The organism is Pseudomonas sp. P5_152 (genome assembly GCF_033989915.1).
In the GTDB taxonomy this organism is placed as follows: domain Bacteria; phylum Pseudomonadota; class Gammaproteobacteria; order Pseudomonadales; family Pseudomonadaceae; genus Aquipseudomonas.
The window spans coordinates 4,902,405-4,926,420 of record NZ_JASFAH010000002.1 but is presented as its reverse complement, the minus strand read 5'-3'; the positions used below and the strand labels follow the sequence as shown (position 1 = coordinate 4,926,420).

22 protein-coding genes are annotated in these 24,016 nt (G+C 61.6%); 1 reads left to right on the top strand and 21 read right to left on the bottom strand.

The genetic code is table 11. The features are described 5' to 3' along the window. Positions 1-48: 48 nt before the first annotated feature. From QMK50_RS22400 to QMK50_RS22365, 8 genes are all read right to left on the bottom strand, one after another. On the bottom strand, positions 49-483 hold the full coding sequence (locus QMK50_RS22400; protein ID WP_320333963.1) for a response regulator: 435 nt from the start codon (positions 481-483) through the stop codon (positions 49-51). A gap of 125 nt (positions 484-608) precedes the next feature. Beyond that, positions 609-1,811: an EAL domain-containing response regulator gene (locus QMK50_RS22395; RefSeq protein WP_320333962.1), complete on the bottom strand. Its 1,203-nt coding sequence runs from the start codon at positions 1,809-1,811 to the stop codon at positions 609-611. A 140-nt stretch (positions 1,812-1,951) separates the two neighbouring features. Beyond that, positions 1,952-5,578, bottom strand: coding sequence for a transporter substrate-binding domain-containing protein (locus QMK50_RS22390; RefSeq protein ID WP_320333961.1), 3,627 nt, complete (start codon positions 5,576-5,578; stop codon positions 1,952-1,954). A 9-nt stretch (positions 5,579-5,587) separates the two neighbouring features. Next, positions 5,588-6,214, bottom strand: coding sequence for a response regulator transcription factor (locus QMK50_RS22385; RefSeq protein WP_095167712.1), 627 nt, complete (start codon positions 6,212-6,214; stop codon positions 5,588-5,590). Positions 6,215-6,296: 82 nt separating this feature from the next. Further along, positions 6,297-7,013 (bottom strand): MgtC/SapB family protein, encoded by a 717-nt coding sequence (locus tag QMK50_RS22380; RefSeq protein ID WP_095167711.1) that lies wholly within the window; start codon positions 7,011-7,013, stop codon positions 6,297-6,299. A gap of 489 nt (positions 7,014-7,502) precedes the next feature. Beyond that, positions 7,503-8,231, bottom strand: a complete 729-nt coding sequence (locus QMK50_RS22375) for an amidotransferase (RefSeq protein WP_095167709.1) — start codon at positions 8,229-8,231, stop codon at positions 7,503-7,505. A 96-nt stretch (positions 8,232-8,327) separates the two neighbouring features. Further along, a complete protein-coding gene (locus QMK50_RS22370) occupies positions 8,328-10,472 on the bottom strand; it encodes a 3-hydroxyacyl-CoA dehydrogenase NAD-binding domain-containing protein (protein ID WP_320333960.1) in 2,145 nt (714 codons plus the stop codon). Between the two features lie 27 nt (positions 10,473-10,499). Further along, positions 10,500-11,705, bottom strand: a complete 1,206-nt coding sequence (locus QMK50_RS22365; protein ID WP_095167706.1) for an acetyl-CoA C-acetyltransferase — start codon at positions 11,703-11,705, stop codon at positions 10,500-10,502. Positions 11,706-12,288: 583 nt separating this feature from the next. On the opposite strand from QMK50_RS22365, the gene QMK50_RS22360 reads away from it, so the two are divergent. Next, positions 12,289-13,095 carry a c-type cytochrome gene (locus QMK50_RS22360; protein ID WP_095167704.1) on the top strand — a complete coding sequence of 269 codons (807 nt, stop codon included), beginning with the start codon at positions 12,289-12,291 and terminating at the stop codon, positions 13,093-13,095. A 113-nt stretch (positions 13,096-13,208) separates the two neighbouring features. Here QMK50_RS22360 and QMK50_RS22355 read toward each other — a convergent pair whose 3' ends face one another. The 13 genes from QMK50_RS22355 to QMK50_RS22295 form a co-directional block, all read right to left on the bottom strand. Beyond that, a complete protein-coding gene (locus QMK50_RS22355) occupies positions 13,209-14,018 on the bottom strand; it encodes a transglutaminase family protein (RefSeq protein WP_320333959.1) in 810 nt (269 codons plus the stop codon). Next, positions 14,015-14,965, bottom strand: a complete 951-nt coding sequence (locus QMK50_RS22350) for an alpha-E domain-containing protein (RefSeq protein ID WP_095167700.1) — start codon at positions 14,963-14,965, stop codon at positions 14,015-14,017. Before QMK50_RS22350 ends, QMK50_RS22355 begins: the two co-directional genes overlap by 4 nt. Positions 14,966-14,977: 12 nt before the next feature. After that, complete coding sequence (locus QMK50_RS22345; RefSeq protein WP_095167698.1) at positions 14,978-16,387, bottom strand: circularly permuted type 2 ATP-grasp protein; 1,410 nt, start codon at positions 16,385-16,387, stop codon at positions 14,978-14,980. A 389-nt stretch (positions 16,388-16,776) separates the two neighbouring features. Beyond that, complete coding sequence (locus tag QMK50_RS22340; RefSeq protein WP_095167696.1) at positions 16,777-17,118, bottom strand: ribonuclease E inhibitor RraB; 342 nt, start codon at positions 17,116-17,118, stop codon at positions 16,777-16,779. A 203-nt stretch (positions 17,119-17,321) separates the two neighbouring features. Beyond that, positions 17,322-17,558 carry a hypothetical protein gene (locus tag QMK50_RS22335; protein ID WP_095167695.1) on the bottom strand — a complete coding sequence of 79 codons (237 nt, stop codon included), beginning with the start codon at positions 17,556-17,558 and terminating at the stop codon, positions 17,322-17,324. Positions 17,559-17,707: 149 nt separating this feature from the next. Then, entirely contained in the window at positions 17,708-18,313 is a 606-nt protein-coding gene (locus QMK50_RS22330; RefSeq protein WP_159994529.1) for an START domain-containing protein, read from the bottom strand. 41 nt (positions 18,314-18,354) lie between these two features. Next, entirely contained in the window at positions 18,355-18,609 is a 255-nt protein-coding gene (locus tag QMK50_RS22325; RefSeq protein WP_159994527.1) for a YkgJ family cysteine cluster protein, read from the bottom strand. A gap of 158 nt (positions 18,610-18,767) precedes the next feature. Next, entirely contained in the window at positions 18,768-19,271 is a 504-nt protein-coding gene (locus QMK50_RS22320; protein ID WP_320334539.1) for a translation initiation factor 2, read from the bottom strand. Between the two features lie 90 nt (positions 19,272-19,361). Continuing rightward, positions 19,362-20,801, bottom strand: a complete 1,440-nt coding sequence (locus tag QMK50_RS22315; protein WP_095167681.1) for a PLP-dependent aminotransferase family protein — start codon at positions 20,799-20,801, stop codon at positions 19,362-19,364. Between the two features lie 201 nt (positions 20,802-21,002). Next, entirely contained in the window at positions 21,003-21,806 is an 804-nt protein-coding gene (locus QMK50_RS22310) for an OmpA family protein (protein ID WP_095167679.1), read from the bottom strand. Next, entirely contained in the window at positions 21,803-22,159 is a 357-nt protein-coding gene (locus QMK50_RS22305) for a DUF4398 domain-containing protein (protein ID WP_095167678.1), read from the bottom strand. Before QMK50_RS22305 ends, QMK50_RS22310 begins: the two co-directional genes overlap by 4 nt. 9 nt (positions 22,160-22,168) lie before the next feature. Then, positions 22,169-22,993 (bottom strand): substrate-binding periplasmic protein, encoded by an 825-nt coding sequence (locus QMK50_RS22300; RefSeq protein ID WP_320333958.1) that lies wholly within the window; start codon positions 22,991-22,993, stop codon positions 22,169-22,171. 81 nt (positions 22,994-23,074) lie between these two features. Continuing rightward, on the bottom strand, positions 23,075-24,004 hold the full coding sequence (locus QMK50_RS22295; protein WP_159994522.1) for an electron transfer flavoprotein subunit alpha/FixB family protein: 930 nt from the start codon (positions 24,002-24,004) through the stop codon (positions 23,075-23,077). Positions 24,005-24,016: the final 12 nt, after the last annotated feature.

The following is a 24,016-nucleotide window of genomic DNA, read 5'->3' as shown; positions in this document are numbered from 1 at the left end:
CTGTCAGATCTGACAGTTCCGACGAACGGTAGTCCAGTTCAAGGCTATTCAGGCGCGCAAACTGTCACGCGGCCAGCCATGTCCACGCTCGGACAGTGGAATAGGTGTATCGACCCGCCGCATCAGGCTCTCCAGGGTTTCCTGGTCGGGTAGACGGGCCTGGTGGAGCCGCACCTTGCGCTGTGCAACGGCATACAGGGTGGGCAGCCCGGCCTGCTCGGCATCGTAGATCAAGGCATGACGGATCTGCAGGTTGTCCTGGCACAAACCCAGCGGGTCCAGCCCGCCGCTGGTGGTCAGGTTGGCATTGAGGATGACCAGGTCAAAGGGCTCGCAGCCGTACTCCACCACAATCAGCAGTTCTTCGAGCGAGTGCACGGGAGCAATCCGGTAGTAACCGAGCTGGTTCAGGCCACGTTCGATTTTCATGCGATGAAAATGCTGCTCATCGGCGATCAGGATGCGTAAGGCTTTATTTGGCATGGTGACTAACTCTGCAAAGACAATGCGACCGGTCTTTAACCAGCCCTTTCAAGAGGCTGCAAGACTAAGGGCAACATCGCGACGTTTCTGTAGGACTATTCCTAAAGAAACAGTTCCATTCTCGATCAGGTTTTTTGTTGCGCGAGCGCAGACGCCTGCAGCCAGCGCAACAGATCGGGTCCGCTCATGGGGCGGGCAAACAGATAGCCCTGGGCCTGGGTACAGCCCAAATCAAGCAACTGCTGGCGCTGCTGCTCGGTCTCGACCCCTTCGATCACCACCGACATGCCCAAGGCCTCCCCCAGGGCCAGGGTGCTGCTGATCACTGCCCGGCAACGCGGCTGATCTTCAAATGTGCGAACGAACTCGGCGTCCAGCTTGATCTCGTTGAACGGCAGTTGGCACAGGCGCTGCAACGAGGAAAAGCCGGCGCCGAAGTCATCGATCGACAGCTGGCAGCCCATCATGCGCAAGCGCACCAGACTCTCAAGGCTGGTAGCCGGGGCTTCCAGCAGGCCGCTTTCGGTCAGTTCGAAGGTCAGGCTCGAACCTGGCGTGCCCTGCAGCGCCAGAATGCCGCGGATGGTGGGGACCAGTTGCGGATTGGCCAATTGCTGGGCATGCAAGTTGAACGCAACGTTGACCGCAAAGCCCTGCTCGCGCGCCTGGCGTTGCAGGGTCAGGGCCTGGTCGATCTGGGTGAACAACAGCGAATCCAGCAAGCCGGCACGCTCAAGCTCCGGCAGGAACGCTACGGGCGACAGCAGCCCACGAAACGGGTGATTCCAGCGCACCAGCACTTCCACGCCACAGACTGCGCCGCTCAACAGGTCGACTTTAGGCTGGTAGTAGGGTTGGAACTGACCATCGTGCAGGGCGTGGCGCACTTCGTTGGCACAGACTGGCGGCGGTGCTGGCTGTGGCACTCGCTCTTCCCGGGGACTGATCAGGTGTTTTTCCAGCAACTGGCCCAGCGCCTGCGGATGCAAGGGTTTACCGACATCCCCCAGCAGCCTGAGCCCCGACAACGCCACGATCTGCCGCACCGCGCGGCGCAGGTCCGCCGACAGTGAACTACTGATGATGATCGAGCCGACTAACCCGGATTGCCCGACTTGGCGGAAGAACTCCAGGCCATCCATACCCTCCATGCACAGGTCACACAGGGCAATGTCCACGGCACCTACTTCATCCAGGACCGCCAGCGCCTGCTCGCCATCACTGGCCTGGAATACCGCCTCGCAGCCCAATTGCGTGAGCATCTTGACCGCTACAGCGCGGACAAAGGGGTGATCCTCAAGTACCAGAACCCTGATCGGCAGTATCATTTGGGCGGCCCGCTGCGTAAAAAAGACACCTGATTATCACCGCCCGCTTCCTGAACTTAATTAGGAAACGTCCTAAAACTTGTAGGAAATTTCCCAGAGTTACCCATTTGCCCTCGCAATCGCGCTGCCCCCCTTGCCGCTCAGCCCACCTGTTGCTCCAGGGTTTCGCCCAGGCGCTCCATGGCCTGCTGCAATGCATCTACTGCAGCCGTCAGTTGCGCTTCATCGAACTCCTCGCAGGCCGCCTCCAGACGCTCACAACAGTGAATCAGCCCTTGCGCCTTGATGATCCGCGCCCCGCCCTTTACCCGGTGCGCCAGGTCTGCCAAACCGTTGACATCATGACGGGTGAACAACTTCAGTAGCCGCGACATGTCCTCTTCGTTGCTGCTGGCCAGGTCCCCGAGCAGGTTGCGGATAACCGTGCGGTCACCGCGGGTCAGCTGTTCGAGGTTGTCCAGGTCGATGGCATCGGTGGGCTCGCGACGCTCCTCGAGGGTCGGGACCGGCAAGGTATCCGGGGCCACGGACGCCAGGCACGCACTCAAGTCCCGCAGGCTGATGGGCTTGAACAGGCAGCCATCCATCCCGGCCTCGCGGCAACGGACTTTTTCCTCCGGCTGCGCGTTGGCCGTGAAGCCCAGGATCAGACCGGGCTCAATGCCCCTGGCGCGCTCTTCGGCACGAATCGCCTGGGTCAGTTCATAGCCGTTCATCAGTGGCATGTTGCAGTCGGTGATGACCACATCGAAATGCTGACTGCGCCAGACACACAAGCCGTGGGCGCCGTCCTGCGCTTCCTTGACCCGATGCCCCAGGTAAGTCAGTTGCTGGGACAACAACAGGCGATTGGCCGGGTAGTCATCAATCACCAGGATATTCAGCTCCTGGCCCTGCGCCGCGGGCGCTTCCTTGTCCTCAAGGGCGGTAGCCAGGGGTTCGAGAACTGGCAAGTGCAGGCCCACCTCAATCTGCGTGCCTTGGCCCAGTACACTGGACAGTTGCAGCGTGCCGCCCATCATCTCGCACAGCGTGCGACTGATCATCAAGCCCAGGCCGGAGCCGCTGCGCGCCGACTGCAGGTTGTTGCTGGCCTGGCTGAAGGGACTGAACAGGCGTTGCTGGTCTGCCAGGCAAATCCCGCTGCCGGAATCTTCCACCCGTACGAGCACCGTCAGCCCCTGGCCGTCATCGCCCGGCGTGACCTGCACCCGCAGGCGCACCTGGCCCTTTTCAGTGAACTTGATGGCATTGCTCAGCAGGTTGGAAATGATTTGCTTGAAGCGCAGCGGGTCGACCAGCACATCCTGGTTGGCGGCGGCATCCACCTCCAGGTGCAGGTGCAACTGCTTCTGACGGGCCAGTCCTTCGAAAATCCGTGCACCCGACTCCACCAGGGCGCGCAGATTGGCGCGCTCGGGCGCCAGCGACAGGTGCCCGGACTCGATACGCGAGATGTCGAGGATGTCGCCGATCAACTCCAGCAGGCCTCGCGCCGCGCCTGAGGCCACCTCGACGGCAAAGCGGTCCATGATCCCTTGCTCAGCCTTTTTCATCGCCAGTTCGAGCATGCCGATCACCGCGTTCATCGGGGTGCGGATCTCGTGGCTCATGGTCGCCAGGAAGGTGGTCTTGGCCCGATTGGCCGCGTCGGCCTCGTCCTTGGCTTCGCGCAACTGTTCCAGCAACTGCTGGCGCTCGCTGACGTCGATCCAGCCACCGATAATGCCTTTGACCTGGCCGGTGCTGCCCCGGTAGGGCAGCATCCAGTGATAGATGGTGCGCACATCCGTGGCCGACAGGGTCAACTGCCGATCGAGCACTCGCGGCAACCCCTGCGCCATCACCTGCAGATACTCTTCGTGGAAAACCCTGGCTTCGACCACGCTCTTGAGCTTGCCGGTGATCACGGTCTTGCCGACGACCGACTCGCGCTCAACCCCGAACACCTGCAAATAGGCGTTGTTACAGACCATCAGGCAGCCCTGGCGATCGCGCACATAGATCGGGTGCGGCGTACCGTCGATCAACACGCGCATGAACTCCAGTTGATCGCCGAGCGCCTGTTCGGCCTGCTCGCGTTTGTGAATCAGGCGACGCAGGTAACCGATCCACACCAGCGCCACCACCAACAGCAGGCCGGCAATGGCAAAACCCTGGATGATCGTCGAACGGTAGCGCAGCCAGTAACTGTCATCGACCACCACCTCGCTGCGCCAGCGATTGGTCAGTTCGTCCATTTCTTCCGGGGGGATGCTGAACATGGTCTTGTCCAGGATCGAATGCAGCTCCCGCGCCTCGCGCCCGGTGGCAAAGGCCATATAAGCCGCAGACGTGCCGACGGTACTGGTGATCTGCAATTGGTCGCGGTACTGCCAGGAAATCATGTAGCGCGCGGTAATCAACGCACTGACCGCAGCATCCACTTCGCCGCTGGCCACCATCGCCATGGCCTTCAGGGCGTTGTCTGCCTCGAGCAGCTGAATGCCCGGATAACGCGCGGCGATCATGTCCTTGACGGCGCTGCCCTGGGTCAGGACCAAGCGCCGACCGTCCAGTTCATCCAGGGTCGCCGCCGCGTTGTCGGTCGCGCGGCTGACCAGCACGTAGGGGGTATTGAGATAAGGACGGGTGAAGCGCAGCTTGCCTTCTCGCTCGGCACTCGCGGTCAGGGACACCAGCAGATCGGCCTGGCCCGATTCGATCCGCTGGACCAGCTCAGGCACGGCAAAGCCTCGTTGAATGTCGAATTTCAAGCCGCTGCGCAGGCTGATCTTGGCCAGCAGATCAGCCGTTACCCCACGAAACTCACCCTCGCTGCTGTAGAACGACAGCGGTACAAAGCTACTGTCGACGGCCACCCGCACCCGGGGGTGAGCGTCCATCCAGCGCTGTTCGCTGGCCGTGAATTGCACGCGATTTTTCCCCGAGAGACTGGCGCTGCCGGCATTCCAACGCCGCAGGATGGTCTGCCGTTCTTCCGCGGGTATAGCGGCCAATGCGGCATTGATCAGGCGTAGCAAACGCGGGTTGTTCCGGGCCAGGGCGAAGGAAAAATCGTTGACCTCCATGCGCGAGAAATCGACCAACTGCACGTTGTTCAGGTAGTTTTTCAGAATCAGGTAGTTGGCGCCGATGGCGTCGCCGATGTAGACATCCGCCTGGCCAAACGCGACCGCGCCTATCGCACTCAGGGTCGAGGGGTACAGTTGCAACTGCGCGTTGGGGTAGAAGGCCTGCACCTGGTCGGGAGGCAGGTAGTAATAGACCATGGCCAGACGCTTGCCCGCCAGGTCTGGGGTGACTTCCCGGGGAGCATCGATCCGGCTGACCAGGGTCGGCTGGTCATCGGCATAGGCGTTGGACAGCACCACCTGCGGGTCGGCGACCTCGAAGCCGTTGGAGGTGCCAAGAAAATCGATCTGGCGCGCCTTGAGTGCCGCGATCACTTCGCCCCGCGAGCCGTAGCTGCGGACCTTGACCTCGACTCCCAGCAATTGCCCGAGCAGGTGCGCATAGTCGGCGGTGATGCCTTCATAATCGCGGCCATTGCTGGTGATTCCGAACGGTGGGTACTCAGGCTCCGATGCCCCGAGCACCAGCGTGCCCTGCTTGTGCAACCACTGCCGGTCGCTGTCGTCGAGTTCGACCTGGTAACCCTCGACCGTGGAGCGTCCCAGCAGTTTGTAGGTCAAGGGCTCGGCCGCCAGCAGACTGCTCGCGAGCGACAGGAGCACGACGCCGAGCGCGCCCAGGTACCTTCCCATGGACCTCATCTACAGCAGGTTGTTACGTTTGGCGAAGTCCGCCAGGTACACCACCGACTTGACGTTGAGCTTCTCGATCAGGCGGGTCTTGTAGGTGCTCACGGTCTTGCTGCTCAGCAGCATTGCCTCGGCGATCTGCTTGTTGCTCAAGCCGTTGGACAGTTGCTGGAGGATGCTCAGTTCCCGGTCGGTCAGGCTCTGGATCAGCTCCAGTTCGCTGGTCTGGCCGTCGCTGCGGCGTACCGAGCTGTCGGCCAGGTTGGGGAAAAACGTGTAGCCGTGCATCACCGCGGCGATGGCCTTGCGCAGTTCGCCGACGTCATCGGTCTTGCACAGGTAGCCGGCAGCACCGGCCTTCATGCAGCGCATGGCATAGAACTGCGGGGCCTGGGAGGTCAGCACCAGGATTCTGATCGGCAGGCGCAGGGCGCTGATCCGGCTGATGACCTCCAGGCCGTCCAGCTTGGGCATGGCGATGTCCAGCAACACCAGGTCGGGCACGTGCTCGCGCGCCAGTTGCACGGCATCGGCACCGTTGCCCGCCTCGGCCACCACGGCAAATTGTTCCTGCTCCAGCAGCACCCTCACTGAAGACCGAATGAACGGGTGATCGTCCACGATCAGTGCCTTGTACATGGGGACCCCTGCAGACCAAGCAAAACGCCATGATATCCCGTCTGGCCGCAACATTCCCCGCCCAGTGCACGCGGTGGCGCCATCACTCGGTGGTGCTCGGGCTCCAGAAGGCTTGTTGCACCAGCGGCGACAGGCTCAAGCGCGCCACCAGGGCGTCCAGTTCGTCGCCGTCCACCGAGGTGGTGGCCAGGGTCGCTTCGATCTCCACTTCATCGCTGCCAAAGGCGTGCACGTCGACGTCGCTGGCCGGGTAGTTGCTGCGTTCCAGCTCAGCTTCGAGCAGGGCCAACACGGCTTTTTGCCGAGAGCGTTGGGCGATGACATAGACGATATTGGTCACTTCGGCCGAGACCACATCCAGCGGCTGGCGGTTGATGTTATTGACGATCGGCCGTAGCAAAGTGTTCGCCGCCAACACGAACAAGGTGCCCAGCAGCGCCTCGAGCACCAGGTCAGCGCCGGCACAGGCGCCGACTGCCGCCGAGGCCCAGAGGGTAGCGGCGGTATTCAGGCCGCGGACATTGCCCTCCTCGCGCATGATCACCCCGGCGCCGAGAAAGCCGATCCCGGAAACCACATAGGCCACCACCCGCACGGCCCCCTCGGCGCCGGCCAGGCGGTTGGCCATGTCGACAAATATCGCCGCGCCAACGGCCACCAGTACGTTGGTGCGCAGGCCCGCCGTGCGTTGGCGGTACTGGCGCTCGAAGCCGATCAGCCCACCCAGGATGAAGGCGGCGCTGAGGCTGACCAAGGTGTCGACCAGTGAGTCGAGATTAATGTTGTTGAGTGCTTGCATAGGTAGATTTCCTGACTGGGTTGCCAAGTGCAGGAAGACCCTCAAGCCGGTACGACCGAGCGCTGCCCCGCAAACCAACCGGGACAGGGGTGACGCGCCGGGCAAAAGACTGGCGTGTCGACAGCGGGTCTGGTCCACCCAAGGTGGCCAACACAGGCTGTTCAGTGTCGATGAGAGGGGTGTCACACGTCGGCCAGGACTGGCCTTGACCGGAGGAAACCGCTGCTCGCTGTTTATCGGCGAGACAACGGCCCAAGCGGGTTGCGCGTTATCTTGCCGAGAAGGTGCCGGTTATCGTAACCGGCCGACGACTGTCGCTCGAACAAGTACCCACTGTGGGTCTCCGTAAAGGTTGAAAACGCGCGCAGCTTACGCCTCGCGTTGCGCAGGGTAAACCTTGATGGCCGATTATGCGGGGCGATTCCCCAGCCGTTCAGTACCGATTCAGGCTGAGGGTGGGACTAAACCACCCCCGCACTAACGTCGTACTCAGGACGCCTGGGCGTCAGGCTTGTGCGCGACAAACCGCATCATCCACTCGGCCACGGTGCTGCCATGGTGGTCCTGGTCGAGGCTGGCCACGCCTTGCTGGTAGATCTGTTCGCCGAGAAACTGCTGGCGAATGTCCAGCAACGCCCGCGAGTAGTCGTGGATGAACTCGGGATGGCCCTGGAAGCACAACACCTGATCGTTGATGTGATACGCCGCAAAGGGGCAGAAATCGCTGGAAGCAATCACCGTGGCGTTCTCCGGTAGCGCGGTGACCTGGTCCTGGTGGCTGATCAGCAGTGTCAGCTCCTCGCGCACCGGGCTCATCCAGGGGGCCTTGGCCGCCATTTTGTAGTTATGGATACCCACGCCCCAACCCTGGCTCGCACGCTCGCTCTTGCCACCCAGCAACAGTGCCAGCAGTTGATGGCCGAAGCACACGCCCAGCAGCTTGTCGCCGCGCTCATAGCGCGCCAGCAGATAAGTCCTGAGGGTTTCGATCCAGGGGTCGGTGCCGAACGAATCGGCCTTGCTGCCGGTGACAAGGTAGGCGTCGAATGTCAGGTCGTCGCTCGGATACTCGCCCTGCATTACGTTGTACACGGTGAACTCGGCGGCGATCGGTTGCTGGGAAAACAGGCGCTGGAACATCTGCCCGTAACCCTGGTATTGATCGACCAGTTCTGGACGCAGGATGTCGGTTTCCAGAATGCAGATGCGTAGCGACATAAAAAATACCTGACACGATGATGGGAATAATTGACACCCCAGAGCCTGCCTTGAAACACCCTGGCAAGGCAAGCCCCGAGATGCGCCCTCACCGCCTCAGAACAGCTCGCCCTTGGCTGCTTTTTCCAGCAACAGCGCCGGCGGCGCAAAGCGCTCACCGTACTGCTCGGCCAGGTAGCGGGCACGGGCGACAAAATCCTTGAGCCCATACTGGTTGATGAACTGCAGTGCCCCGCCCGTCCACGGGGCAAAGCCGATACCGAAGATCGAACCGATGTTGGCGTCGGCCGTCGACATCAACACGCCCTCTTCCACACAGCGCACGGTCTCGATGGCCTGCACGAACAACAGGCGATCGCGCACATCCTGTGGCGAAATCTGCCCATCCGTCTGCTCGAAGCGGGTTTTCAATTGCGCCCACAGATGTTTTGGCGCGCCGGCCGGGTAGTCGTAGAAACCACCGCCAGCAGCCTTGCCCGCCCGCTTGTACTCATTGAGCAACAGATCGATCACGGCAAACGCCGGATGCTCTGGCAATGGCTTGCCTTCGGCTTGCAGGTCCTTGGCGGTCTGCTGGCGAATGTGGCTCATCAGGCTCAGGGAGACCTCGTCGGAGATCGCCAGGGGGCCAATCGGCATCCCGGCCTTGCGGGCCTCGGTTTCGATCATGGGCGCGGCGATACCCTCGCCGAGCATGGCAATGCCTTCGTTGGTGAAGGTGCCAAATACCCGCGAAGTGAAGAACCCCCGGCTGTCGTTGACCACAATCGGGGTCTTGTTGATCTGCAGGACAAAATCGAAGCCCCGGGCCAGGGTTTCATCGCTGGTGTGAGCACCCTTGATGATTTCCACCAGGGGCATTTTTTCCACCGGGCTGAAGAAGTGCAGGCCAATGAATTTGCCCTGGTCCGGCACTGCCCGGGCCAGGCCGCCGATGGGCAGGGTCGAGGTGTTGGAGGCGATCACCGCGTCGGCACCGACCACCGCCTGGGCGGCCGCCGAAACTCGGGCCTTGAGTTCGCGGTCTTCGAACACCGCTTCGATTACCAGGTCGCAACCGGCCAGGTCGGCATCCTGCTCGGTGGGCGTGATCCGTGCCAGCGTGGCGTCGCGCTGCTCGGCGCTCAACTGGCCGCGGGCGACTTTCTGCTCGAGCAATGTCGCCGAATGAGCCTTGCCCTTCTCGGCTGCCGCCAGGTTGATGTCCTTGAGCACCACCTCGATGCCCGCCACCGCGCTGACGTAGGCAATGCCGGCGCCCATCATGCCCGCACCGAGCACCCCGACCTTGCGTGTCTGGTACGGCGCAAAACCCGCCGGCCGCGAACCGCCGGCATTGATCTGATTGAGCTGGAACCAGAAGGTACCAATCATGTTCTTCGCCACCTGGCCGGTGGTGAGCTCGGTGAAGTAACGGGTTTCGATCAACTGTGCCGTGGCGAAATCCACCTGGGCGCCCTCGACGGCCGCGCAGAGGATTTTCTCCGGGGCCGGCAGGCAACCCTGGGTCTTGCTGCGCAGGATCGACGGGGCGATGGCCAGCATCTGCGCGACCTTGGGATGGGCCGGCGTGCCACCAGGGATCTGGTAACCCTTGACGTCCCAGCGCTGCACCGCCGCCGGATTGGCCAGGATCCAGGCGCGGGCCTTGGCCAGCATGTCAGCGTGATCCAGCGCCAACTCATCGATCAGCCCGGCCTGCAATGCTTTCTGGGCGCGGACTTTCTTGCCTTCAAGCAGGTATGGCAGGGCTTTCTCCAGGCCCAGCAGGCGCACCATGCGCACCACTCCGCCACCGCCTGGCAACAGGCCGAGGGTCACTTCCGGCAGGCCGATCTGCACCGCACTGTGGTCCAAGGCGACCCGGTAATGGCAGGCCAGGCAGATTTCCCAGCCACCGCCCAGCGCCGCGCCATTGATCGCCGCGACCACTGGTTTACCCAGGGTCTCCAGGCTGCGCAGCTGGCTTTTGAGTTCCAGGACCATGGCGTAGAACGCCTTGGCCTCGGGTTTGCCGACCTTGATCAATTCATTGAGGTCGCCGCCGGCAAAAAAGGTCTTCTTGGCCGAGGTGATGATTACCCCGGCGATGCTGTCCTGCTCGGCGAGCAGCCGCGCGACACAGCCAGCCATGGCCTCGCGGTACAGCGCATTCATGGTGTTGGCGCTCTGGCCCGGCATATCGATGGTCAGGACCACGATCTGGTCCTGACCTTTTTCGTAACGAATGGCATCAGTCATGAACATGTTTCCTTGAAGTCAGGGGGCTCAGAGGCGTTCGATGATGGTGGCGATACCCATGCCGCCACCGACACAGAGCGTGGCCAGGCCATAACGCTGCTGGCGCGCTTCCAGCTCATCAAGCAAGGTGCCGAGAATCGCGCAGCCGGTAGCGCCCAGCGGATGCCCCATGGCAATCGAGCCGCCATTGACGTTGACCCTGCCCGGATCGATGGCCATGTCCTTGATGAACTTGAGCACCACCGAGGCAAACGCTTCGTTGACCTCGAACAGGTCGATGTCTTCGACCCGCAACCCGGCCTTGGCCAGGGCCTTGCGGGTCGCCGGTGCGGGGCCGGTGAGCATGATGGTCGGGTCGGTGCTGGTGACTGCGGTGGCGACGATCCGCGCCCGTGGCTGCAGGCCCAGCGCCTTGCCCTTGGCTTCGGAGCCGATCAGCATCAGCGCCGCCCCGTCGACGATTCCGGAACTGTTGCCCGGGGTGTGCACGTGACGGATCCGCTCGACATGGCTGTAGACCCGCAACGCAGTCGCGTCGAAGCCCATCTGCCCGATCATCTCGAAGCTCGGCTTGAGTTTGCCCAGGCCTTCAAGGGTGGTGTCGGCGCGGATGAATTCATCCTGCTCGAGCAGCACGATGCCATTCTGGTCCTGCACCGGTATCAGCGACTTGTTGAACGCCCCCGCTGCGCGCGCCCGGGCGGCCTTGAGTTGTGACTGCAAGGCGAACGTGTCGACATCCTCGCGACTGAAGCCTTCGAGCGTGGCAATCAGGTCGGCGCCCACGCCCTGTGGCGTGAAGTGAGTGTGCAGGTTGGTTTGCGGGTCCAGCGCCCAGGCGCCGCCATCGCTGCCCATCGGCACGCGCGACATCGACTCGACACCACCGACCACCACCAGGTCCTCGAACCCGGAGCGCACTTTCATGGCCCCCAGGTTCACCGCCTCCAGACCCGAGGCGCAGAAGCGATTGATCTGCACGCCAGCGACGCTGACATCCCAATCGGCTACCAGGGCGGCCGTCTTGGCGATGTCGGCGCCCTGGTCGCCGACCGGCGTCACACACCCGAGCACGATGTCATCAACCTGGCTGGTATCGAGCTGGCTACGTTGTTGCAGCGCCCCCAGCAGGCCCGCCAGCAGGTTCACCGGCTTGACGCTGTGCAAGGCACCATCGGCCTTGCCACGACCACGGGGCGTGCGTATCGCATCGAAAATCAAAGCTTGGGTCATGACATCCTCGTACTGGCGGGCAGGTAAAAGATCAATGAGTGTCCACCTTAGGCCGACGGGTGAGGGATTCAATGACCGATACGCTCAATGGCCTTGACGCTCATGCTCAGACGAACGGTCGTCAGCATTTGGGTTAACCGTTTCAGGTCAGCGAACTGTCTAGCAAAAGGGCGACCACGCAGATGGCAATAGGCCTCATGCCTTTTTAGCTGCCTTTTGCGCTTAGCTGATATGAAATGGATCTAAGCCACAGCCCGCGTGGCCCCTAAGGTAAAGCTTACGAGGTTGTCGTCGGGTTTTGCCGAGGCACCCGGTAGCTGGACCCTACAGCGCTTTGCCGATGGAGATTTGCAGGCAAGCATTCGACGCTCAGGAAATAACAAAAAAGGCGGTCAGCCATGTTCAAACAATCGAAAGTGCGTCAAGCCGGGCTCATTCTCTTCGCCACCACCCTGCTGTTGATTCTGCCGAACCTGACCAAGGTGATTGGCTGATCCAACGCCAAGTGTTGCGACACCTTGCTGTTCGCCCTCGTGTGCTTGTGCCAACCTTGGCGGCATGACCACGACCGGATGGCAATCACGTGAAAGCTTTGATTCTGCTTGCAGCCTTGCTCCTTGGCACGCCCTTGCATGCCGCACAACTGGTGCTCGACCTGGGTGCCGACAGCCGCACCTGGCAGACCGAGGAGCTGCTGCACCATCCGTTGGCACAGACCATCCGTGTTGCTGACGACGTTTCCTACAAACGCGACATGGACTACCGAGCGGTGCCACTGGCAGCGCTGCTGACGGGCGTCAAGGCCGACCATCACCTGCAGGCCGTGGCCCTGGATGGTTTCGCCGCAGAGCTGGCGGCGGCCCCCTTGCTCGCGACACAGGGCGCCCAGGCCTGGCTGGCCATTGAAGACCCGGCGCATCCGTGGCCGGCACTGGCGCCTGGCAAACCCAGCGCGGGTCCGTTCTACCTGGTCTGGACTCACCCCCAGGCCGCGGGGATCAGCCCTGAGCAATGGCCGTTCCAGGTCGCCAGCATCAAGCGCCTGGCCGCCGTCGCCGAGCGTTTCCCGGCCCTGCTGCCGGACCCTGCCCTCCCCACCCGTGACCCGATCAACCTGGGCTTTGCCCTGTTCCAGAAAAACTGCCTGGCCTGTCATCGCCTCAACGGCGCGGGTGACGCGCAGTTCGGACCGGACCTGAACATCCCCTACAGCCCTACCGAATATTTTGGCGCGCAGTTTCTCGAACGCTACATCCGCGACCCGCAAAGCCTGCGCCAATGGCCCCAGGCGAAGATGCCGGGGTTCTCCCAGGCGGTGTTGAAGGATGAAGAGTTGGCACAGTTGGTGGCGTACTTGCGGCATATGGCGGGGCGCAAGGTGAAGCCCTGACGGGTGGCCCCATCGCGAGCAAGCGGAGCGCGCGCGGATGTCTCCCACAAGGCCTGTTGATCACCGCAAGAGCCACTGTGGGAGCGAGCCTGCTCGCGATGCAGGCACGCCGCCTACTGCTGTTGCACCGACATCACCGGCGCCGGCAGCGGCGAGATGAAGACCTTGGCGTGCATCTGTTCAAAACCGCCACCGCGGCGCATGCCGCGTACCGGGCAGGCGTCGAGGTAGTCCAGGCCCACTGCCAGCTTCAGGTGGCGCTCGGGACGGGCCAGTTGGTTGGTCACGTCAAAGCTGTACCAGGCGTCTTCCAGCCAGGCTTCGGCCCAGGCATGGCTGGCCAGGTGTTCGCTGCTTTCGCTGTACAGGTAGCCCGACACATAACGCGCCGGGATCCCCAGGCTGCGGGCACAGGCGATGAAGGTGTGGGCATGGTCCTGACAGACCCCGGCACGGCCGGCGAAGGCTTGCGCGGCGCTGGTTTGCACTTCGGTGGCGCCTGGGGTGTAGGTGATGTACTGGTTCAGGCCATGCATCAGGTCGATCAACGCGCTGCGGTCGCGGCGTTGCCGACACTGTTGTGTCGCAAAGGCCTGCAGGGCCTCGTCGGCCTCGGTCAGGCGGGTGAAGCGCAGGAATGGCAGGGCCGATTGGCTCTCGTGTTCGGCCTCGCGCAACTCATCGATGTCCACCTGCCCGCGCGCCCCGATGATGATGGCTTCGTGGGGCTCGTCCAGGGTCAGCACATGCAGGATGTTGCCGAACGGGTCGAGCTGCGCACGCACCGGCCGCGGTAGCTCCAGCTGCCAGCTGAGTACGTGCTGGCGCTCGCTGTCGTGGGGGGTCAACCGCACATACTGGATGCTCGCCCGCACCTGGTCCTCGTAGTGATAGGTGGTCTCGTGGCTAATGGAAAGTCTCATGCAGCCTCCAGGTAGGAACTGTGTATGGCATTGCCCAACTGGCGTACCAGCGGGATGAACTCGGTCAACCAGGCATGCAGGCCTTCGTCGAGGATTTCCTGGATGCCGGTGTAGCGCAGGCGCGCGTCCATTTCCGCCGCCAGGCGCTGGGCTGGACGGCCGTTGGCGCCTGGTAACTGGGCAAGGATCTGGTCGATTTCCTCGGTGCAGGCACGCAACGAACGGGGGACATCGGCTCGCAGCAACAACAACTCGGCGACCTGCTGGGCGCCGGGCGCGTCACGATAGATTTCGGTGTAGGCCTCGAATGACGACAAGGCCCGCAGCAACGCACTCCACTGGTAGTAGGCGTGGGCGGTGCCATCGCTGACCGCCTCGCCCTGATCGCCGGCCATTTCGTAGCGCGCATCCAGCAGGCGCAGGGTGTTGTCGGCCCGCTCGATGAAGGTGCCCAGGCGAATGAAGCGAAACGCATCATTGCGCATGATGGTGCCGTAGGAAGCCCCGCGGAACAGGTGGGAACGTTCCTTGATCCACTCGCAGAACCGGCTCATGCCATAACGCCCAAGGCCCTGTTCGGCTATCCCGCGAATTTCCAGCCAGGTGGCGTTGATGTTTTCCCACATGTCGGCGGTAATCCGCCCACGCACCGCATGGGCGCTGGCCCGCGCGGCCCCGAGACAGCTATAGATGCTGGCCGGGTTGGCGGCGTCCAGGGCGAAGAAGTGCAGCAAACGCTCGGCGTGCAACGCGCCATGGCGCTCCAGGTAGTCGTCCAGCGTGCCGGTGATCAACAAGGGCATCGCCAGTTCGTGCAGGCCATCGCCGCGGCCGTCCTGCGGCATCAACGACAGCGAATAACTGATGTCGAGCATCCGTGCGAGGTTTTCCGCCCGCTCCAGGTAGCGCGACATCCAGTACAGATCCGAGGCAGTTCTACTCAACATGGCAAGCTTCCTTTAATCCTCGACAACCCAGGTGTCCTTGGTACCGCCACCCTGGGAGGAGTTGACCACCAAAGAGCCCTCGCGCAGGGCGACGCGGGTCAGGCCCCCAGGCACCACCCGGGTTTCACGGCCCGACAAGACGAACGGGCGCAGATCGATATGCCGCGGGGCGATGCCGTTCTCGACGAAGGTCGGACAGGTCGACAGGGACAACGTCGGCTGGGCGATATAGGCATGGGGCTTGGCCTTGATCCGTGCGCGGAACTGTTCGATCTCGGCCGCCGTCGCTGCCGGTCCGACCAACATGCCGTAGCCGCCGGAACCCTGGGTTTCCTTGACCACCAGCTCGGGCAGGTTGGCCAGCACGTGGGACAGTTCCGCCGGGTTGCGACACTGCCAGGTCGGCACGTTTTTCAGGATCGGCTCCTCATCGAGGTAGAAACGGATCATCTCGGTGACGAACGGATACACCGACTTGTCATCCGCCACACCCGTGCCGATGGCGTTGGCCAACACCACATTGCCGCTGCGATAGGACGCCAGCAGGCCGGGAACCCCGAGCATCGAGTCCGGGTTGAATGCCAGCGGATCGAGGAAGGCGTCGTCGAGCCGCCGGTAGATCACATCGACGGCCTTGGGGCCATCGGTGGTGCGCATGAAGACTTTGTCGTCACGCACGAACAGGTCCGCGCCTTCCACCAGTTCCACGCCCATTTCCCGGGCCAGGAAGGCGTGCTCGAAAAACGCACTGTTGAAGCGTCCCGGGGTCAGTACCACCACGCTCGGATTATCGATGGGGCTGGAGCTTTTCAGGGTGTCGAGCAGCAGGTTCGGGTAGTGGTCGATGGGCGCAATACGCTGGGCCGCGAACAGCTCAGGGAACAGGCGCATCATCATCTTGCGGTCTTCGAGCATGTAGCTCACGCCGCTGGGAGTGCGCAGGTTGTCTTCCAGCACGTAGTAGCTGCCGTCGCCATCGCGCACCAGGTCGACCCCGGAGATGTGCGAATAGATGTCGCGGTGCAGGTCCAGGCCCTGCATGGCCAGTTGGTACTGTTCGTTGGCCAGCACCTGCTCGGCCGGGATGATGCCTGCCTTGATAATGCGTTGTTCGTGATAGAGGTCGGCGAGGAACATGTTCAGCGCCTTGACCCGCTGGATGCAGCCACGCTCGACAATCCGCCACTCGCTGGCGGGGATGCTGCGCGGAATGGTGTCGAAGGGAATCAGGCGCTCGGTGCCCTGCTCGTCGCCATAGAGAGTGAAGGTAATCCCGGCGCGATGAAACAACAGATCGGCCTCGCGTCGGCGTTGAGCCAGCAGCTCGTCAGGCGTTTGGGCCAACCAACGGGCGAATTCTCGATAATGCGCGCGGACCTGGCCGCTGGCATCGTACATCTCATCAAAATAGGTGCGGATCATGCCGTACTCCTTGTCACCCGGACACCTTGGCATCGCAAGGCCCGTGCCAGCGGCATAAACCCTTTAGTATCAACCAGTTGGATTTTCACCCCGAAGGCTTCGCACCAATCCCGTGCAGCAAACGCCCCCACCTGATCGCCCGCGCTTCATTGCGAAGCAATGCTTATGGCTATTAGCAGCATAGCCATAGTTCATTTCACTGCCCGCCTAGGCACGCGGATAATTGGCCCATCACGCAGCAAGCGGCACCGCTCGCTTGCTGGCTACCCCTCTTCCCTTTTGGCCACCTGCTCAGGTGGCTTTTTTTTGCCTGGCGTTTGCCCCAGCCCAAATGAAAACGGCCGACCCAAAGGGTCAGCCGTCGCTGAGTGATGTCGCTATTCATAGTGTTATGCGAGTTGCCCTCGTACCTCCTGCTTGACGCCCCAACCTTCGATGATTCCCCCCAAAGGCTCGACCACCGCCTCGAAGTCCTGTTCAAAATCGCCAATGCCGCCGTAGGTGGCGTACATCACCTTGCTCAGTTCCAGGTACCAGGCACCGTCGTCGCGCACACTGATCTGTGCATTCAAGGATTCACCGCGAAATTGTCCTGCCGCCCTGCGTGCCCCCTCCTCGTCGGGGAAAATGGCGTAGAACTCGATGGGATGGAACCGTGAAAAATCAAAACCGCCTTCTTTCATGCGGCGCAGCACGCTGCTGCTGATGTCTTCTTGATAGGCTGTGCTCATGAAACGTCCTCCTACTTCCAATGGATAGACTTTCCGTACTCCACGCGCCGGCAACCGAATGGTGCAGGCGCTACGGCAATCAGATTGCCGCCGGGACACAAGCATGTAGCTGACAAGACCAGACCTTAGCGATCCATTCGCTGATCTCGCTTGCAGAGTAGCTCCAACTCGGAGCGCGTGCCAAGGCCTGGTTACAGAAGGGATTATGGAATCGGGGAGATGCTGAGGATTTGAATGCTGTTCTGATCTTTGAGGCTCTTGAGCGTCGGGTCGTCGGTGCGACCTTCCAGGTCATTGAGATCCAGCTCGGCCGGGACCGGGAGAAGTTTGGCGCGAATCAGTTGCGCGGCCTTTTCCATGTCAGGTTGGTGCTCGCAGTCGAAGCGTTCGACGCTTTGCACACCATGATCATCCACAAAGGTGATTTCCCACTTTTGCATCGGTGCCTCCTCGATAAAACCCGTAGATGGGCTTACTTCCATCTCGACCCGGGTCGCCGGGCATTCGTTCCCTGCCCCTCGAAGAACTGCCCTGGCAACAGGGTTGCTATCACCAACCCTGTTGTTCCGATGGCCTGGAACAGGCGTGCTTACTTCTCGGCACGTTCCTTGAGGGCCTTGAGGGTCTCGAAAGGTGCATCGACCACAAACTTGTTGGCGACCATCGCCGGCACGCTACCACCTGGCTCTGTGTGCACTTGATAGGTCACTTCGACCTGATCGCCCTTGGGCACGAACTTCCAGAAGCCCTTGACCTCGGTTACCCGGACAAAACCCTTTTCCTCCGGAATGTATTTCGGCACGCCTTCCAGGTTGCGGGTCAGGCTGCCATCGGCGCCATCGACGGTGGTGATATGCAGCACCGAGTCCCGCGCAGTCACCGGCCAAGGGGTATTGAACTGGGTGTAGGTCCAGCTCTGGTCACCTTCGTGCTTGAGCAGTTTCTGGCTCTTGCACTCGTGGATCCAGGCACAGGCCCCGGCCACGTCTTCCTGCAGCGCCCGCAGCTTGGCAACAGTGGTCTTCATCAGGGTAACGCCCTGATAGGACTTGTAGTCGGAGCCCGGCACTTCACTCAGGGAGATCTTGATCCCGTCTTCGTTCTTGGCAACTTTCCAGTCTTCGGCCTGAACCACGGTGGAGGCCAGAACAGCGCTCAACCCACACAGCACAGCGATACGATGCAGCGAACCCATAGTCTTGTTCCTTATTGTTGAAGTTCCGTTCGTTGAACACACTACGCCGCGGTCATTTGCTCCCACCAGCCGATCAGTGTGATGGCTTGTTCCTGGCTGCTGCCGCAGACCTCGATATCCGCCTGGAACGCGCCACAGACGGCAGGACGCTCGGGCTGGCCGAAGATTCTGCACAGATTATCGACAGACAGTTGCACACAACGTTCGCCCGCGGGCTTGCCATGGGGCATGCCGGGAATCGGTGTACTGATGGAAGGGGCAATGCAGCAGGCGCCACAGCCTTCTCGGCATTTCATGACGACAAGCTCCTCGGGAGTGTGGAATGACGGGGACTAGAGTACCCGCTTAAACAGCCGTTTGAAATTGGCCGCCCAGGGGTTTTCGCGCAAATACGCGTGACTGATCAGTCTTGCGACAAAGTGTCAGCTCGCCAGGTCACACCTGCCGTCGGGTTTTACTGATTGAACTGGAATTCCAGGGCCGCGCCTTCGATTTCCCGGCGCTCTTCGTTGCGCAGTTGCAATTGCATTTCGTTGGAAATCAGCCGGCCGTTAAGCTGGAACTTGCTTTCTTCCTTGGGTTTTTCCTCGAACAGTGGCGGCAGCAAAGGTGCGCGCTTGACGATCGGGACAGTGCCAATGGGTTGCAACTGGCGGACCATTTCCGGAGGCAGGCTCAGGTCGATATTGGTGGACGGTAACTCAGTGGTGCGCACCACTTCGCTGGCGGCCTTGGATTTCGAGGCAATCGGCGGGCGTGGCTTGTGCGCAACGGGTTTGTTCGCAACGTCCGCTTTTTTCACGGGCGCGACTTTTTTGACCGGCGTGGTGGGTGCCACCTTAGTCGTTGACGTACTGGAAACCGCTTTATCCGGGGTCGTCGCCGCTATCGCGCTCCCCCAATTAAACACACTCAGCAAGCAGACCAACACCAGACCAACAGGAAAAATCGCTTTCATAACCCCTACAGCACTAACGGCAGAGGGCCATATGCTCGCCTGTTGCAAGGGCGCTGACAAGCGCCCATCTCGATCAGCCCCGGCGATGCCTCAAAAACCGCTGGCGGTTTCCTGGCACAGCTGGGTCGCGAGCATGCCCAGTGTCATCAAGGCTCGCTCGGCTTCACGGTTCCAGGGGATGCCGCAGTTCAAGCGAATGCAGTGGTTGAACTGCTCGGTGTTACTGAAAATCAGTCCCGGGGCGATGCTGATCCCCTGCTGCAAAGCCCGCACGTGCAGTTCCTGGGTATTGACCCGTCCCGGCAAACTGACCCACAGGATGAAACCGCCAGTGGGTCGGGTCATCTGGGTGCCTTCGGGGAAATACTGCTGCACTGCCAGCTGGAACGCACTGAGGTTCTTGCGATACTCCTGGCGAATGTAGCGCAGGTGTCGATCGTAACCGCCGTTCTCCAGGTAGGCCGCGATGCCCATCTGCGTGACGCTGCAGGCCGAATGGGTACTGAAGGTCTGCAGCCGCTGGATTTCCTGCTGGTACTTGCCGGCGATCATCCAGCCGATGCGCACCCCGGGGGACAGAGTCTTGGAAAAGCTCGAGCAGTAGATCACCCGATCCAGGCGGTCATAGGCCTTGAGGGACTTGGTGCGCCCCTGTTCGAACATCAATTCGCCGTAGATATCGTCTTCGACCACCTGGATATCAAAGTCCGAGGCCAGGCGCAGCAGTTGTTTCTGCCGCTCTTCCGGCATGGTGCCACCCAGGGGGTTGCTCAGGCGGGTGGTCAGCACCAGAGCCTTGATCGACCACTGGTTGGCGGCCAGTTGCAGGGCTTCCAGGCTCATGCCGGTGGACGGATCACTGGGAATCTCGATGACTTTGAGGCCGAGCAGATCGGCCAGTTGCAACAGGCCGTAATAGGTCGGCGACTCTGCGGCAATCAGGTCACCGGGGCGGGTCAGCACGCGCAAGGACATCTGCAGGGCGTCGACACAACCGTGGGTGATCACTACTTCGGATGGGTCGACCACCACCCCGGCGTCGCGCATGCGAATCGCCACCTGGCGGCGCAAGGGCTCGAAACCGGGACTGAACATGTAGCTGAACGCCCGCGGACTGTGAAAGCGCGTGACCTTGGCCAGTTGCTGATGCAGCGCCCGCACCGGCAGATAGTCGACACTGGGCACGGCGGCGCCCAGTGGGAACACCCCTTCGCGGCGTGACTCCACCAGTACTTGCTGGATGATGCTGCTGCGGGTCACGAGGCCCGGGCGCTCGACCCGGGCGATATCCGGGGTCGGCGCGGTCAGGGCCGGGGTCTGGTGGACGTAGTAACCCGACTGCGGACGTGCGCGAATCAGGCCCTGGTCTTCCAGGTTGGCATAAGCCTGGAGCACCGTCGCATGGCTGACATTGAGCTGCGAGCTCATCTTGCGCACCGAAGGCACACGCTCGCCAGGCTGATACACGCCGCGCCGGATATCCTCAGCCAGCTGCTGAGCGATACGTTGATAGAGCAAAAGATTGGTCATGACGCAGCACTCGATTTCACGGGCATTTTATTTTTGTAGAGAACTATACCGGCACAGTTTAGAAGTGTACGGGGACAGTTGCCACAATAGTCGACCGTACAGCCCAGTGTCAGTAAAAACTGTACTGTTTTGTGCGCCGATTGGCAGGCCAAAAAAAACCCGGCACCTCTACAGGTGCCGGGCTTTCCAGTAACGCTGACCTTAGCGGGCAGCGCCGAGCTGGCCTTTTTCGTCGGAGAACACAATTTCCACCCGGCGATTCTGCGCCCGGCCCCGCTCGGAAGCGTTGGCCTCTACCGGGTATTCATCGCCATAACCTTCGACTTGAATACGTTTATCGTCAACACCCAGGTCCATCAGCATGTCGGCCACCGCCTGGGCGCGGTCCCGGGACAGTTTGCGGTTTTCCTGTTTGCCGCCCGTGCTGTCGGTGTAACCCTCGATGCGCACGACACGCTTGGGGTTGAGCTGCAGGAACTGGACAATTTTCAGCACCGTGCGATTGGCCGAACTCTTGAGCTCCGCCTCACCAGTGTCGAACAGCACATCGCCAAGGGTCATCACCAGCCCGCGATCGGTCTGGGTAGTTGCCAGGCTGATGATCTGCTCTTCCAGCCATTTGCCCTGCTGCTGCACGCTGAGCAACTTGGCCTCGCGCAATGCCAGTTGCAGGCGTTGGCGCTCCAGCTCGAGCTTGGCTGCGCGCTCTTCGTTGAGCACTTTCTCGCTATGTTGCCGGGCAATCTCACTGTAACGCTGGCTCAGGTAGGAATAGTGCTGCACATCGGCACCGCTGCCCCAATAGCTGGACAGGCGATCGGCCCGGGCCAGGGATTCACCGGCCCGGATCACGTCCTTGGGCGCGATGCGCAATACGTTGGAGTCTTCCTTGACCTTCTGGAAGTCGTTATAGGCTTGTTGCAATGCCACATCGCTGTGCTGGCCCGCACACCCGTACAGGCTGGCCAGCAGCAGGCCGCCGAGGACGCCATTCGCAAGCTTCATTGGGCGTCTCCCAACTGCTTGCGCAAGCGCGCGATGCGGGTGTTGAGAACGTTCAGTTGCTCCTGGCTTTTAAGCGTCAGGACCTTGGCCTCGGCCAGGCGTGCATCCAGTTCGGCCTGCTCGGCCTGCACCCGGGCATCCTTGAATGACTGGTCGGCCATATCGGCCTTGGCCTGGGTGTACTTACCTTCTGCCAGCTTCAGCTCCGGCACTTCCTCGGCGGTGGCCCCCACCGCGGTCGCCTGTTCCAGGGCCTGCCCGGTCAAACGCATTTGTTCATTCGGCGCCGGATCGGCTGCACAACCCGCCAGAGCCGTGACGGCCAGGGCAGCGAAAAGAGGTCGAATAGTCACTAAAAATCCCTACTGTTTTGGGGTGCTGACGGGCTGTTTCAATTGTGCTTTCCAGCGCTCCAGATTGCGCTGTAGCACGGCCTCAGTCAGACCGGACGCGGGCAATTCTGTCATCTTTTTGGCTAACTGTCCGCGCAACCATGGATCGTTGCACGCCGAGTTGTGGGAAATAGCCAGAAACAGCCCGGGTTTATCCACCGGTTGGGCGTAAGCCTGCACGTCGTTGGCGATACTCAGGGTCTGTGTCATGGCCATCCCGGCGTACCGCCCCGCCAACACAAACTCCACTTCGCCCAGCAGCAATTTCTGAAACGCCTGGGTCAGGTTCGGCGTACTGACCAGGGTCAGTTGCGATTGCGCGAACGCTGCGAAATCCTGGGTCAGCCGTGCCTGCTGCGACACCGCGCCAAGATGCCCACTCAAATCCTTGGCCTCGCTGTAGTCCAGCGTCGAACCATTGCGGGTCCATACCAGGTAGTCATTGCTGGCCAGCGCCGGGTGTATGTAGTCCAGCGCCTCCAGTTGCCCGGTCGCCAGCGGAGCGTCCGCCAGCATGTCGATGCGCCCGCTGCGCACCTCCTCCAGCGCCTGGGAGCGCTTGCCGGCATAACGCAACTCGACCTTGAGCCCCAACTCCGCCGCCACCTGCTGCAGCAAGTCGGCATTGGCGCCGATCAGGTGCACGGGGTCCTGCGGGTCTTGCCACAGATAGGGCGGCGCATCGGGGCTGCCGGTCACCACCAGGCGTTCGCATTTGCCGGCAGCGTTCGATACAAGGGGCAATAGGGTCAGGCCGAGGAACATCGACCAACCGCTCAAGCGACGCAAATCCATGGCGTATGTCTCCACTCTCAACTCGCGGACAATAAAAAGCCCGGCCAAAAGGCCGGGCTCTTTATAAGTGAAGCCGCTGGATTAGACCAGCTTCTCCAGCTCAGGGATGGCTTCGAACAAGTCCGCCACCAGGCCGTAATCAGCCACCTGGAAGATCGGCGCTTCTTCGTCCTTGTTGATCGCAACGATCACTTTGGAGTCTTTCATGCCGGCCAAGTGCTGGATCGCGCCGGAAATACCGACGGCGATGTACAGCTGTGGAGCAACGATCTTGCCGGTCTGGCCGACCTGCATGTCGTTGGGTACAAAACCTGCGTCAACCGCGGCACGGGAAGCGCCGACAGCAGCGCCCAGCTTATCGGCCAGGGCGTACAGGTGTTTGAAGTTGTCGCCGTTCTGCATGCCGCGACCGCCAGAAACGACGATCTTGGCAGCGGTCAGTTCCGGACGATCGGATTTGGCCAGCTCTTCGCCAACGAAGCTGGAGGTGCCAGCATCGTGAGCAGCAGCAACCGCTTCAACAGCAGCCGAACCACCTTCAGCTGCAACCGGGTCGAAACCGGTGGCACGCACGGTGATCACTTTTACGGCGGCGTTCGATTGCACGGTGGCGATCGCGTTACCGGCGTAGATCGGGCGCTTGAAGGTGTCAGCGCTTTCTACCGAGATGATCTCGGAGATCTGGTCAACGTCCAGCTGCGCGGCAACGCGCGGCAGGATGTTTTTGCCGTTGGAAGTGGCGGCAGCCAGGATGTGGCTGTAGCCAGCGCCCAGCTCGGCAACCAGTGGCGCAACGTTTTCCGGCAGTTGGTGAGCGTAGGCCGCGTTGTCGGCTACCAGAACTTTGCTCACGCCAGCGATTTTTGCAGCGGCTTCAGCCACCGCGCCAACGTTCTGGCCAGCGACCAGGACGTGGATGTCGCCACCGATTTTCGCAGCGGCAGCCACGGTGTTCAGGGTGGCCGGGGCCACAACCTTGTTGTCGTGTTCAGCGATTACCAAGATAGTCATGATTAGGCTCCT